A 15,550-nucleotide genomic window follows, 5' to 3' on the forward strand; every position below is an offset into this window, starting at 1 on the left:
AAATTTTTTTGGAGGAAGCTATGCTAAACCGTAAAAGATATGTATTTTTGTCTTTAGAGCTACACTTATTTTTTGCTCGAATAATGAAGGAGCACTCTCTTTTTTTAGAAGCAGGATTTACACCTAAGAACACTAAACTTTCTAAGGAAGCTGATGATTATAAAGTACAATTTGAAAAAGTGTTATTAGAGGCAGTTAAATTAAGCAATGGAAATATAAGAAGATCTGTCCTAGATTCTGGAGAGATTATAACCGATCATACTTTAAGTACTGAAAGAAAAACAGAATATTATACAGGAATAGAAATAAACTCTAAAATAACTGCTATGGAGTTAAAATTAAAAAGTGAAAAAGACATAGAATTTGATCATAAAACAACAAGTGCAGTAAAAAAACTTAATAACAAAGTTTTGAAATTACTAGATGGACTTATAGATTTAAAGACTAGAGTTTTAAATGAAATGTTATCGTGCAAACTATTTACGGCAAATTATCCATTGTTAATTGAACATATATTACGTGAGGCTAATTTATATCGTTCTTATGTATATGATATTGAAAATGATGAAGATATTGAGAAAAAGGACATTAAAGGAACAGAGCTATTTTGGGATCAAATTATGATGGAACATGCTTTATTTATTAGAGGATTATTAGATCCTAGTGAAGATGAATTAATAAATACTTCAGATAAATTTGCAAAAGAGTATTATGATTTAATTGAAAAAGCGAAAAATATGACTAGTGCAACAATTTCAAGTGTTAGTGATGAAACGTTAATGGAGACAATTAAATTAAGAGATTTTAAAAAAGCTGGAACAGAAGGAATAGAAGAGTGCAAAATAAAATCTATAATACTACCACTTTTAGCAGACCATGTGTTAAGAGAGGCTAATCATTATATACGTTTATTAAATAGTTATAAAGAAAAGTATAATAAGTAATTTTAGCGGTATATAAATTTCTATTAATGAATTTTATATACTGCATTTTTTATTGAATTAAGCTCTTAAGTGAGCAGGTATAATCTTATATTGGTTTGAAGTGAAGGAATAAGTTAACTGATATATACCTTATTTTTGAAATATTATTATAAAAATATAAAATTTTAACATATTATAGTAAAAATAAGGAAATAATAGTAAAATTAATATGATAGTGATTATATTATGTATATTTAATTCATTTGATTAAAATAAGGAAATTTTAAGAATTTGTTAAGATAAAATTTTATTATTTAGTCTAGAATTAAAGCATGCAAAATTGTAACTTAGGGGGAAAAATAATGAAAGCATTTTTAAAAAAGAGCTTATTAGTAATGTTTTTGGCTTTATTAGCTACTACTTTATATTTTAGCAATCTAACTGTAAAGGCTGCTACTAATGAAAATGAAGCTTATGAAGTCAAAATTAGCTCGGGATTAGAAGGGAAGTACAGAGCTTTAAAGTATATTCCTGTTACTGTTGAATTTACAAGTAGTGAAAAGGATTTTAATGGGGAGGTAGAAATTAGAACAAGTGGCTCATATACTTCTACTTATGATGCCTATAGCAAGGAAATTTCAGTTGTACAAGGAGAAACAGGAAAAGTAACTATTCCAATAAAACTATTAGAAGGTTCTAGTAAGATAACAGTTAATCTTGTTGAAGATGGAAAAGTTTTATTTGAAAAGAAAAGTTTAATATCAAATGGAAGAGTAAGTGAATCTAATTTATTTATGGGGATTCTAACAGATGATCAAACATCTTTAAGCTATACAGGAAGTATAACATTTGATAATCCAAATAGTACTGAATATAAAGGAACAATTGAAAAAGTTCAATTAGATGAAAAGATAATTGGTGAAAATAGTTTAAACATAGATGGGTTAGATATTATTCTTATTAACAATTATAATATGTCTAATTTAAAGGATGAACAATATACAGCTTTAAACTCTTGGGTTAATAAAGGTGGTACTTTAATAATCAGTTCTGGAGCTAATGAAGGAAAAACTATTAGAAATATAGATAGTGATTTTTTAAGCATAAAATCAAATGGAACTAATGAAAAAAATACAAAATTAGTAGATGATAACTTAAATCTAATAATATCTGATTTAGAAATTAAGGATTCTAAAATAAAGTATGGAACTGATGAGGAGCCATTAGCTTATTCTATAAAAAGGGGTAAGGGAGAGATAATAGTTTCAACCTTTGATTTAGGTTTAGAGCCTTTAATATCCTCAGAAGATGCAGGTAAATTCTTTAATAATATTATATTAGATACTATAAGTAAATTTTTTGAAAATAGTATGTATGGAGGATATACACCTGGTTATTATAAAATAAGTGAATTAACTAAAACTATTCCTATAAATGAAATAGTAGGTGTTAAATCTTTAATAGTTGTTTTGGGATTATATGCAGCAATAATAGGAATTATTTCTTATATAGTTTTAAAGAAAATTAATAAAAGAGATTTAACTTGGATTGTAATTCCTATTTTTTCTATAGTTTTTACATTAATAATTTATTTTATGGGTTCATCTTCAAGAGTTAATGATATTGTACTGAATCAAAATAATATAATATCTGTAGATAAAGATGGAAAAGGAACTACAAAGGGATATTTGGGTGTAGGTGCAAAATATAAGTCTGATGTAATTATTGAAAAGCCAGAAGATTTAACTATGAATTACTCTACTAATGATAATTATTATTATGGAAATCAAGAAGAAGAAGTAAGTGATATATTAAGAGTTAAGACTACCTATAGTGGTAACAATTCTTATTTTACATTCAATAATAGTGATGCTTTAGATATGAAGTCTTTTGAAGTTGTTGGCAAGGAGCAAGTTATTCCTATAATTGAGACATCTTTTAATTTATCAGAGGGTAACTTAAATGGAAAAGTAAAAAATACTTTAGGATATGACATAAAAAGATTATTACTTGTGGCAGGAAAAAGTGTTTGGGATATGGGAGCCATTAGCAAAGATGAAGAAAAGGAAATAACAAATTTAAAAGTTGCAGGTTCAGGCGGATTACAAGCATATTCAGACACATTAAGTCAAAAGTATTATGATGCTAGATGGAATAATAAAGAGAAATTAAAATCAGAGGAATTTAAAAATATACTAAGAATTTCAAATTTAATTGCGGCAGCTTCAGATGAAATTCTTATTAATAAAGATATTAAGTTAGTTGCAATAACTGATTTACCTATAGAATATGGAGTTGAATTTGGAAATAAATCAATATCTAAGTTTGATACTACAGCAATAATTCAAGATGCAGAATTAGACTTTAAGGATAAGAACGGCGATTATAATTTCCCAGATGGATATTTTGAGGGCGTTATAGAATCATCTTCAACTAATGTTCATATAGATGAATATAATGGCTATATATATGGTCAGGGTGAAGTGATATTTAGCTATAAAATAGATAATAATATAGAAGTTTTAGATTTAATTATTAAAAGAGGAACAGACAGATATGGATACTCTGGAGATGATAATGCTGAAAAATATATCTATAACTATAATACAGATAGTTATGACAAAATTTTAATGTCGCAAGGTTATGAGAAAATTAAAGATTTATCTAACTATATAAATAACAATACTACAAAAGTTAAATATGTGGTAGATGATACTAAGGGGCAATCTATGATACCAATAATTACTGTTAAGGGGAGGGAAAGATAATGCTAGTTATAAAGAATCTTGAAAAATCTTATGGTAATTTTAAAGCATTAAATGGTTTAAACTTAGAAATAGAAAAAGGCGAAATATTCGGATTTATAGGACCAAATGGAGCTGGGAAAAGTACTACTATGAAAATAGTATCAGGGCTTCTTTCCCCAGATAGTGGAGAAGTTTATGTAGATGGAATAGATGCAATAAAGAATAATAAAGAATTAAAAGATAAAATAGGTTATATGCCTGACTTTTTCGGAGTTTATGATAATTTACGAGCTATTGAATACTTAGAATTTTATGCCTCTATATATGGGATAGTCGGAGAAGAGGCAAGACAGTTAGCTATGGATTTATTAGAGCTTGTTAATCTTCAAGATAAATGGGATGCAAATGTAGATGGATTATCTAGAGGAATGAAGCAAAGATTATGTTTAGCTAGATGTTTGGTTCATAACCCAGAGATATTAATTTTAGATGAACCAGCATCAGGTATGGATCCAAGAGCTAGATTTGAAATGAAGGGAATACTAAAAAATCTAAAAGATATGGGAAAAACTATAATAGTATCTTCTCATATACTATCTGAACTTGGAGAAATATGCACTAAAATTGGAATTATCAAAAATGGAACTATAGTATGTGAAGGAACTGTAGAAGAAGTTATGCTTATGGCATCTGGTACAGCACCTATAAATATAACAGTTATGGATAGAGTTGAGGATGCAATAGCATTATTAAAAGAAAAAACAGAAGTTAAAGAAATATCAGTTGATAGTAATAAAATTACTATAAATGTTGTTGGTGGAGATAAAGAAGCGATGAATATTCTTAAGGATTTAGTAATTAGAGATATTCCAGTTATAAGTTATAGTAAGTCAGCAGGTAATTTAGAAGAAGTATTTATTCAAATAACAGAGGACGATAAATAGAGGGGGGATAAGTAAGATGAAATTTAATCCAGTTTTAAGAAATGAAAGTAAGCTATCGGTAAGAACACCAAGGTTTTCATTAATGATATTAATATATATTGTTGTTTTATCAGCAGGAACTTTAATATTTTATAATAGCTATAGTTCAGATGTGTATGTTTCAGGAATAAATCCACAAGTAGCTGTTACTCTTTATATTACAATGGCAATAATTCAAGCGATATTATTAATGTTTATAGTGCCATCACTAACAGCAACTTCAATTTGTTCAGAAAGAGAAAAACAAACATTAGATATTTTATTATCAACACGATTGAGCCCACTTCAAATAATTCTAGGGAAGCTTTCAGCCTCATCGCTAAAGGTAATAATGTTAATATTTTGTACAATTCCTTTATACTCAATTTGTGGGTTAATTGGTGGTGTAAAATTAAGTAATATTTTAATTTTAGTTGGCTCATTTATTATAAGCACAATATTTGTTGGATCTATTGGTGTATTTATTTCTACTTATTCTAAAACATCTAAGGCAGCAACATCATTAACATATGCATTGGTATTATTTGTATTTGTGGGAACAATAGTTATAGCTTATATTTGGGTAATGCTTAGTATGTATAAAGTGGGGTATAACGGAAAAACTCCAACAGTATCGCCTATTGTATATTTAAGTCCTGCTACTGGATTTTTTGTAATGTTATCTAATCAAGTAGGATTTGGTGGAAATTCTTTTTATTTTATAGATCAGATGGGTATTTCTAAATATGCAGATTATATTAGTATTGGAATACAATTAGTATTGAGTTGTATATTTATCTTTTTAGCTGCAAGAAAACTTAATCCATTAAATAATAGAAGATTATTTAATGGAATTAAAAAAGAAAGGGCTAATAAGAAGGTAAAGGAGTAGCGCTATGAATTCTTTAAATAATGAAATCATAACCTTCATAAAAAAGGCATCAAAAAGAATTAAAGCTAACTTTATAATTAACTTAAGCATAATAGGTTTTAAATACCTACTATGCTTAATATTATGCTTATTAATATTATCTTTATTTATAACTATTCCATATGTAGAAGAAGTTTCTTTAATAATTCTATTAATTGGTCTAATATTTATTATAATTTTTGGATTTATTAAAGCACCAGATAATAAAAAGGTAGCCTTAATAGTTGATTCAAAAGGTTTAAAAGAAAGAGTAACAACTTCTTTAGAATTTATAAATGAAGAAGATAGTATATCTATTGCTCAAAAAAATGATACTTTAAAGTTTATAAAGAATTTCAATATAAAAGAAAATTTAAAGATAACTGTTGATAAAAAGCAAATACTTTTAGTTATTTCATTAATTGCTTTGTGTATATTAACTTCTTTTATAGATACTTCAGCAAAAAAAGAAGCAAATAATATTAGAGAATTTAATAAATATCAACAGGAGTATATTAAAAAAGTTGAAGAGGAAAAGAAAAATATAGATAAATTAGAGGATTTATCAGAAGAAGAAAAAGAAGCGATAAAAAAGATATTAGAAGATGCAAAGAAAGAGTTAAAAGAGAGTGAAAAGAAACTTGATGTTAATAAAACTCTAGAAAGAATGGAAAAGAAATTAGAAGATGAAAAGGATAAAGCAAAAAGTGATAAAAGTAAAGAAGCCATAGAAAATATGCAAAAAAACTTATTAGATAAATTTAATAAGGAAAAAGAAGAAGGTGCTAAAAAAGATTTAAATAAGTTAGTAAATGAGCTTATGAAGAAGAAAGAAAGTAAGGACTTAGCAGAATCTATATTATCTAAGGATAGTGAGGCTTTAGAAAAGGCTTTGGGAAATTTAAAGAAATCATTAGGGAATATGAGTTCAAGCGAACTTAATAATCTGTCAAAATCTCTCGCTAGTGCCGCTGAAGGTGTAGATGATGAAAATTTAAAAGAAGCCTTAGAGGCAGCCTCTGATTCAGTTTTGGATGGAAAACTAGATGCGGAAAGTTTAAAAGAAGCTATTGAAAATTCTCAGAATAATAGTGATGGTAAAAAAGAAGGCGAAGGATCAGGTGAAGGCGAAGGAGCTGGAGAAGGTGATGGAAATGGTAGTGGCCAAGGATCTGAAGACGGAAATGGCAATGGCCAAGGTAATGGTCAAGGACAAGGAAACGGCCAAGGTCAAGGAAGTGGAACAGGTCAAGGCTGGAACATGGGAAGTGATGAAGGTAGCGAAAATGATATAGATAATGAAAGTGGAGAGCAGGTTTATATTCCAGGAAGGGATGTTGGAAATGATGGGAACTTAACTGGAAATAAAAATGAAAATGGAGACTCTCAAAGTATAGAATCAGAAAATGGTTTTAATTTAGATGGAAATAAGATAGATTATGACAAGGTAATTGGAGACTATACGAATAGTGCTTTAGAAGGTGCTAATAATAGTAATTTACCAGAAAGTTTAAAGGATCTAATAAAGAAATATTTCGAAGGATTAAACTAAGGGGTGAAAATAATGGAAAAAAATGAAAAAGAGATGATGGAAGTTTCAGAAAAAATAAGAAGATGTGAAGAAGAGATATCTAAAGGAATAATTGGACAAAAAGATATAATTAGAAATGTTTTAATAGCAATATTTGCAGATGGGAATGTACTTTTAGAAGGTATGCCTGGAATGGGAAAAACACAATTAGTTAAAACAATTGGAAAGGTGTTAAATCTTAAGTTTTCAAGAATTCAATTTACACCAGATTTAATGCCAGCAGACGTTGTTGGAACTAATATAGTTGTAAAGGAAAATGATAATACTGTATTTAAATTTGAAAAAGGACCTGTATTTACAAATCTTTTATTAGCAGATGAAATAAATAGAGCAACTCCAAAAACACAATCAGCTTTACTTGAAGCTATGGGAGAAAAAACAGTTACAGTAGGTAAGAAAACTTATGAAATGTCAAAACCTTTTATGGTTCTAGCAACTCAAAACCCTATTGAGCAAGAAGGAACTTATCCCTTACCAGAAGCTCAATTAGATAGATTTTTATTTAAATTAAATGTAGATTTTCCTAATTTACAAGAATTAAAAGAAATAATGGATTTAACATTAACTAATGAAAAAACTGAAATTAATGCTGTACTTGAGGGAAATGAAATTTTAAATATAAGAGAATTAATAAGGGAAATAAAAATTGCTGATTCTGTTAAGGAATATGCTTTAAAGTTAATCCTAGCTACTCATCCCGAAATAGAAGAAGGGGCTGAAATAGTTAAAAAATATGTAGAGGCAGGAGCAAGTCCAAGAGCAGCACAAGGAATAATTAGTGGAGCAAAGGTAAGAGCAGTTATGGAAGGAAGGCTAAATGTTTCTTTTGAAGATATTAAAGCCTTAGCATACCCAGTTCTAAGACATAGATTAATATTAAACTTTGATGCTATAACAGAGGGATTAACTGAAGAAAGTATTATAGATAAGCTATTAGAAGATTTAAAGGTTGTGTAGAGGATGAGTGAAAGATTATTTAATGAGGACTTTTTCAAAAAGCTAAATAAAATTAATATGCATATTAATTTTAAGCTTTCATCTGGTACTCAAGGAGGAAGAAAATCTAAGGCGAAAGGTGTATCAGTTGAGTTCTCAGATTATAGAGAATATGCACCAGGAGATGATTTTAGAAGAATAGATTGGAATGCTTATGGAAGATTTGATAAGTTTTTTGTTAAAGTTTTTATGGAAGAAAGAGAAGGCGTGTTTAACTTTTTTATAGATAAATCTAAGTCCATGGACTATGGAATAGTAAATAAGAAAGATACTGCATTAAAAGTAGTAGCAGCCTTAAGCTATATTGCTTTAAATAATTTAGATAGAGTAAATATTTCTACTATGGATAGTGGGAGTATAGAAAATATTAAATCTGCTTCAGGAAATAAGGCTTTTCAAAGAATACTTAGAGAATTGAAAAGTTTAGAGTTTAAAGGAAGTACAGATTTAACTAAAAGTATAAAAAAGAGGCCTTTAACCCCAAGAGGCGTTTCTGTTATAGTTTCTGATTTTTTTAATAATGAAGGAATGAGAGATTTAGAAGATGCCTTAAAATATCTAGCCTTTAAAAAGCAAGATATAATCTTAGTTCAAGTATTAGCAGATGAAGAAATAAATCCTGATTTTAATAATGAAATTACTTTTATAGACTCTGAAACTAATGAAAATGTAAAGATGAGCTTAACTCCAAATATAATTAAAGAATATAAAGCTACTTTAAAACTATATAAGAAGTCTATTGAAGATTTAGCTAGAAAATATGGTGGAAAATTTATAAGTGTAAATTCATCTATGGAAATAGAAGAAATAATATTAGGTGAGTTTAGTAAGAAAAGAGTACTGTATTAAGGCACAATCAAATAAATAATAGACTAGTATGCTAGCCTATTATTTATTATCATGTGCCTGAAAGGATGATGTTATGGGATTTACTAATTTATGGCCCTTATTTTTATTAATAACTATTCCTCTTTTAATACTACTTTATATATTGAAAAGAAAGTATAGAGAAGAGGTAATCTCTTCAACACTTTTATGGAATGAAGTTTATAAAAATACAAGAGCCAATACTCCTTGGGAAAAATTAAGAAAAAATATAATGCTACTTTTACAAATAATAATATTACTTTTACTTATTTTTAGTTTAATGCGACCATTTTTAAACTTTGGAGGAAAAACTTATAAAAATATTATTTTAGTAATAGATAATACTGCAAGTATGAGTGCTGAATATGGAGATGAAACCAGATTAGATGAAGCAAAAAAAATAGCAAAAGAGTTGTTATCTTCTACTAAGGATGATACAAATACTTATATTATATCCTTTGATGGAAATAGTAATTTGCTTCAAAACGGAGATTTTGATAAGGAAGTTTCTAATGAAATTATTTCCTCTATATCTCAAAGTTATAATTCAGGAGATATTAATGAAACATTATCTTTTGTAAAAGCCATTGGAGAAGGTGTTGAAGAAGATTATGAGGTAATCGCAATTACTGATAAGGAATTTTCTTTAGGTGATGTTAATGGAAAAGTAGTTTCTTTAGCAAATTCTGGTGTAAATGCCTCCATAGATAATATTTCTCATAAATTTTTAGAAGATAGTGTAAGAGTAATTGCAACTATAACTAACAGAGGAAATGGAGATTATCAAGGAGATTTTTCACTTTATGATGGAGAGGAGCTTATATCTGTAAAAGCCCTAGACCTTAAAGAGGGAGAAAATAAAACTTTAACATTTGATTTACCATCAATTAAATCAGAAACTTTAAGGGGGGAGCTATCCAGAAAAGATATGATTTCAGGGGATAACACCTATAATCATGTAGTTGGAAAGAAAAAAGTAAATAAAGTTCTTATAGTTACAGAACAAAATTTATTTTTAGAAAAAGCTTTTAGTACTATTCAAAATACAGAAGTATATAAAACAAATAATTCATCTAATTTAACTAGTGCCGATAATTATGATTTATACGTATTTGATGGGGTTACACCAGATATTATGCCATCTAAAGGAAGTATATTATTTATTAATCCTTCATCAAATGAATTCTTTAATGTTGTTAGTGGAGGAGAAGGGGGAGAGGCTAAGGCTGTTATTGGTGAGGTTTCTAAGTATTTAGAAGATACTACCTTTACTGCTGCTAAGTATAACTCTATTGAGATTCCTTACTATGGAAAGGGATTTTTAAATATTGATGAAGATTTTATCGGATTTAAAGGAGAAGTTGATGGAAGAAAAATTGCAGCCTTATCCTTTGATCTTCATAATAGTGATTTTCCACTTAAAAAAGAATTTCCAATTTTAATGTATGAACTTGGAGAAAACTTAATTTCCAGTGGAATGGTATATAGTAGTAACTATAAGGCTGGTGAAAAGATTATTGCAAAAGGATTATCTTTAGATTCTAATATTACATTAACTTATCCTAATGGAGATACTGAAGAAATTGCTTCTGGAGATGAAATAAAGGAAGATAGTCAAATAGGAGTATATAGACTTGAATCTCAAGAGGAAAAAGAGCTATTTTCAGTAAACTTCCCTTCTGAAAAAGAAGGAGATACTAATGTAAGTAATATTAGTGAAAGTGAAAACTTAGCTAGTGCTAAGACAGATTTAAAGAGAGGTTTAAATTTATCTCCTTTAATTATTATTTTAGCAATTGCAGTAGTAGCTTTTGAGTGGATAATGTATAAAAGAGGAAATTAGGAGGCAAAGAATATGAAGATAGAAATGGGAAATTTATACTTTTTGATATTAGTTCCAATACTTTTTGCCTTTATGTATTATACTTTTAAAAAATATAGACCATGGAATAAAAATGAATTGGTAATATTTATAAGTAGAACTATAATATTCACTTTACTTATATTAGCTTTAGGAAATATAACTGTTAATTTAAAAGGGAGAAATATTTCAACAGTATTTTTACTAGATGTATCTGAAAGCGTAGGAGATTTTGAAGAGTCTGGGAAGGATTTTATATCCACAGCGCTAGAAAAAATGCCTAGAGGTAATAAAGCTGGAGTAGTTTTATTTGGAGATAATTCAAAGGTTGATAAAGTATTAAATAGAAAAAAAGAATATAAATCTATAAATGAAAATCCTATAGTTACAGCTACTAATATTCAAGAAGCAGTTGAAAGTGCTTTAAGTCTATTTGAAAGAGGCGGTTCGAAGAGAATAGTTTTAATTACAGATGGGGAAGAAAATCAAGGGGATATATTAAAATCTATTCCACTTATAAATGAACAAAAAATAGATTTTAAGGTATATAAAATAACTGGAGAAAAGGGAAATGAAGTTTATGTAGATAGTGTAAAGGTACCAGATAATATATCTGTGGGAGAAGAGTTTTCAGTTTCTATAGATATAAAATCTAATTATGCAACTAAGGCTAAACTTTCATTGTTTTCTGGTAGAACTAAAGTAGGTGAGCAAGAGGTTCAAATCCAAAAAGGTAAGAATTCTTTTGTGTTTAAAGATAAACAAAATTCAGGTGGATTTAAAGGATATAGAGTTTTAATCGAGGCAGATGAAGACACTAATAAAGTTAATAATGAATATAGTACTTTTACTAATGTAATGGATAGACCAACTATTCTTATTATAAATGGGGTTAAAGGGGATTCAACAGCATTAGAAAACATACTAGTTAATTCAGGAGCAAATATAAAGAAAATATCACCTGGAGCATCACCAAGCACATTAAATGAATTACTAGAATATAAGACAGTAATACTTAATGATGTTCATAAAGATGATTTAACGAATGGATTTATGGAAAATATTGAAGCCTATGTTAGAGATTATGGTGGAGGTTTAGTAACCTTTGGGGGTGAAGATTCTTATGCACTTGGAGGATATAAAGATACAGCTTTAGAAAAAGTCTTACCAGTTTACATGGATAAAAGAGGGAAGAATGAAGTCCCAGCTATAAGTATAAATTTAATTATAGATAAGTCTGGAAGTATGAGTTCAGAAGGTGGAGGAGTAAGTAAGCTAACCTTAGCAAAAGAAGCTGCTATGAAGGCTTTAGAAAATTTAAGAGAAGTAGATGAAATATCTGTTATAGCTTTTGATGATACTTATGATGTAGTTGTACCACTTCAAAAAGTCGGTGATAAGGAAGCTATAAAAGAACTTATTTCAGGAATACAAATAAGAGGTGGAACTTCTATTTATCCTGCTCTTGAGCAAGGGTATAATATGCAGCTTGAAAGTAATGCAAAAATAAAACATACTATATTATTAACAGACGGACAAGATGGATATGGATATGATAATTATCTAAATTTACTTCAAGGATTTAACGATAATAATGTTACTCTTTCTACAGTAGCTGTTGGTGAAGGCGCTAATTCGGATTTATTAAGTCAATTAGCATCTATAGGCAGAGGAAGAAGTTATTATACTGATATATATACTGACATTCCTAGAATATTTGCTAAGGAAGTATTGCTATCTGCAGGGACTTATATAATTAATGAAGAGTTTACACCAAAGATATTAAGCAATCATGAAATATTAGCAGGAGTTAAAACTTCAGATGGAATACCTAGTCTTCTTGGATATATAGGTACATCTATAAAAGAAAATGCAGTTGAAATATTAAGCTCTAGTTATGATGAACCAATATTAGCTGCTATGCAATATGGGATAGGAAGAACTGTTAGCTTTACCTCAGATGTTAATGGACAATGGAGCAAAAATTATTTAGCTTGGGAATATGGACCACAACTTATAAAAAATATGGTTTATTTCACTATTCCAAAGTATGGAGAAGAGGGATATCTTAATATTACTCAAGAAGGTAATGAAGCAAAAATTGAGTTTTATAATGATAATATTTCTGCTGATGCAAAGGTTAAGGGAATATATAATGGAGAAAATGGAGTGGAAGGAGAATTTGATTTAACTCAAGTTGAACCAGGAAAATTCTCTGCTAATGTACCTCTTAACTCATTAGGATTTTATAACTTTAACATAAGAGAAGAGGAAAATGGTGAAATTACTAACAGTTATAAAGGAGCTTTTGCACTTCAGTATTCAGATGAATATAAATTTAATACTAATGCTGAAAAATTAGATGTAGTAGTAAAAGAAACAAAGGGAAGCTTTATTAATAAACCGGAAGAGGTTTTTGAAGGAAAACTTCAAAGAGAGTATAAAAAAATTAATTTAACTAACATTCTTTTAGTAATAAGTATTTTATTATTTATGCTAGATATAGCTTATAGAAGATTAAATTTAGACTTTATTAAATTATTTAAAAAGAAAAAAGATAAAGCTAAGAAAGAAAAGAAAATAAGAGACGATGATATTTTAATAAATAAAGAAAAAGTCAAAACTTCTAAGGTGATAGTTGAAGAAAAGAAAATTATAAAAGAAAAGCTTCAAGAAGATATAAAAGTTGAAGAAAAGAAAAATAAAGAAGGTAAAAAGTCTAAGAAGAAAGTAAAAAAGGAAGAAAATAAAAATCAATCCTTAGATACTAGTTCTTTACTTAAAAAGAAAAATGATAGAAATAAAATTTAAATAAGAAGCTGTTTCAATACAGCTTCTTATTTTTTATGAAAAAATATCAAAAATAATTAATGGATTAAAAAAAGAAAATGATTTAAATTAAATAAATGCTAATAATATTAATAAAAAATTCAAAAAATAAGCGTTATTGAAATTAGGTATTCATTGTGATAGTATTTTTTCTTGTATCAAAAGGGGGTATTATAATGAAAAATAAAATAATAACAAATACAATCATATTTATATTTATAATAGGGTTTGTTAATATATTTCAATCCTTATTTGGGTCTGGAAATTCATTAGTAGGGGTAACCATAATAACTACAGCATTAACTCTTGTGGAAAAAGATTTAACAATAGCCCCATTTAAAAATTTCTTTAAAATATTAGGCGTTAATTTATTTAGCTTATTATTTTCAGTTTTAGCAATTCATAATGTATGGCTTGGAATTATATTAAATTTTATTGCTCTTTTTGTAATAGGTTATTTATTTAGTGGTAATTTAAAAAAGTCTATAGTAGTGCCATTTGGGCTTCAATATTTTTTTATGCTCTTTTACCCAGCAGAAGGTGAAGTTTTATTTAAGAGATTTATAGGGTTAGTTTTTGGAAGTGTTTTTATAATGCTAATTCAATTTATTATTAATAAAGATAAGTTGTTTAAGACAGGAACTAAATTAATAGATAAAATTAGTAATAGTTTATTAGAAAAGATAAGATTATTACAAGAAAATAAGAGCTTTGAAAAAGAAAACTTAGAAATAATAGAGTTAATAAATTATTTAAAAAGGGTTATTTATGATAAAAGAGTATCTGATTATTACTTAACTAGTGATGGATTAATAATAACTGATATTATATGGGCATTAGAAAGAATAAATATGCTACTAGATAGAATTAGCATGGAAAATAATAAAAGCAGCTATAAAGATTTATTAGATGATGTATATAATGAAGTTAGAAATATTAGAGATAGAAATTTTGAATTAAAAGATATGGACAATATAAAAACTTATTTAAATAGAGAAGAGCTAAATAAAGAATATATAAATGAGATTATAGAGTTAATGAATATTCTTTATAGGGAAGTAGAAAATATAGGTGCTTTAAGTGACAAAGAAAGGAAAAGTGTAAAGAAGGAATATGATATTCCATATCATTTCCATAATATAGCTGTTCATAAAAGAAACTTCAAGATTGACTCAGCTAAAGTTAGATATGCCATAAGACTAGGAATAATAGGTGCTTTTACAGCCTTTATAGCTAAATATTTTAATTTATCAGAGGGGAGATGGATGTGTTTTACTATCTTTTCACTTATCCAACCTTATGTAGAGGTCTCTAATGAAAGAGTAAAGGATAGAGTTATAGCTACCTTTATAGGTGGAGTTATTGTTCTTATAGCTTTTGGAGCTATCCAAAATAAAACTGCAAGAGCAGCAATTATTCTTTTAGCTGGATATTTAGATCCCTTTAGTAAAAATTATAGACAAAAGATGGTTTGCATAACTGTATCGGCAGTAGCTTCAGCAGCAATAATAGGTGGAACTGCTGAATTAGTAATTGAAAGAATTATATTTGTTTTAATAGGTGCAGTATTAACTTTACTTGCAAATAAATATATTTTCCCTTATAAAATTAACGATATGAAACAATATTTAGTAAATGTATATAATTCATTAATAAATCAAATGAAGGAAGATATAAAGGAAAATCATAATGATTATAGTATAAGAAATCTTTATCTTATAACTGGATTTATAGAAGAGAAAATGAAGTTACCAATGGGTATTGATAATAATAAAGAACATAATGAGTTCTTAAAGAAAAATAGATTTAAGGTAAATAATATATATAAATCATTTGTGAGTATAAAAAATTAAATTATTATTTA

At 27.6% G+C, this 15,550-nt stretch carries 10 protein-coding genes; all 10 read left to right on the forward strand.

The genetic code is table 11. The features are described 5' to 3' along the window. Positions 1–20 precede the first annotated feature (20 nt). The 10 genes from ACQPUY_RS04450 (at position 21) to ACQPUY_RS04495 (ending at position 15,539) form a co-directional block, all read left to right on the forward strand. Positions 21–944, forward strand: coding sequence for a DUF2935 domain-containing protein (locus ACQPUY_RS04450; protein ID WP_430839723.1), 924 nt, complete (start codon positions 21–23; stop codon positions 942–944). A gap of 341 nt (positions 945–1,285) precedes the next feature. Further along, positions 1,286–3,691, forward strand: a complete 2,406-nt coding sequence (locus tag ACQPUY_RS04455; protein WP_430839724.1) for a hypothetical protein — start codon at positions 1,286–1,288, stop codon at positions 3,689–3,691. Next, positions 3,691–4,614, forward strand: a complete 924-nt coding sequence (locus ACQPUY_RS04460; protein WP_430839725.1) for an ABC transporter ATP-binding protein — start codon at positions 3,691–3,693, stop codon at positions 4,612–4,614. Before ACQPUY_RS04455 ends, ACQPUY_RS04460 begins: the two co-directional genes overlap by 1 nt. Before the next feature lie 16 nt (positions 4,615–4,630). Further along, the gene (locus ACQPUY_RS04465; RefSeq protein ID WP_430839726.1) at positions 4,631–5,524 is read left to right on the forward strand and encodes an ABC transporter permease; all 894 of its coding nucleotides are present in this window, start codon (positions 4,631–4,633) and stop codon (positions 5,522–5,524) included. 4 nt (positions 5,525–5,528) lie between these two features. Then, complete coding sequence (locus ACQPUY_RS04470) at positions 5,529–7,094, forward strand: pectinesterase (RefSeq protein WP_430839727.1); 1,566 nt, start codon at positions 5,529–5,531, stop codon at positions 7,092–7,094. A gap of 12 nt (positions 7,095–7,106) precedes the next feature. Next, complete coding sequence (locus ACQPUY_RS04475; RefSeq protein WP_430839728.1) at positions 7,107–8,090, forward strand: AAA family ATPase; 984 nt, start codon at positions 7,107–7,109, stop codon at positions 8,088–8,090. Positions 8,091–8,093: 3 nt separating this feature from the next. Next, positions 8,094–8,978 carry a DUF58 domain-containing protein gene (locus tag ACQPUY_RS04480; RefSeq protein ID WP_430839729.1) on the forward strand — a complete coding sequence of 295 codons (885 nt, stop codon included), beginning with the start codon at positions 8,094–8,096 and terminating at the stop codon, positions 8,976–8,978. A 73-nt stretch (positions 8,979–9,051) separates the two neighbouring features. Next, on the forward strand, positions 9,052–10,839 hold the full coding sequence (locus tag ACQPUY_RS04485) for a vWA domain-containing protein (protein WP_430839730.1): 1,788 nt from the start codon (positions 9,052–9,054) through the stop codon (positions 10,837–10,839). A gap of 12 nt (positions 10,840–10,851) precedes the next feature. After that, entirely contained in the window at positions 10,852–13,668 is a 2,817-nt protein-coding gene (locus ACQPUY_RS04490; protein ID WP_430839731.1) for a VWA domain-containing protein, read from the forward strand. A gap of 194 nt (positions 13,669–13,862) precedes the next feature. Beyond that, positions 13,863–15,539 (forward strand): FUSC family protein, encoded by a 1,677-nt coding sequence (locus ACQPUY_RS04495; protein WP_430839732.1) that lies wholly within the window; start codon positions 13,863–13,865, stop codon positions 15,537–15,539. Positions 15,540–15,550: the final 11 nt, after the last annotated feature.

It is taken from the genome of Clostridium nigeriense (assembly GCF_050585245.1).
Lineage (GTDB): Bacteria > Bacillota > Clostridia > Clostridiales > Clostridiaceae > Clostridium > Clostridium nigeriense_A.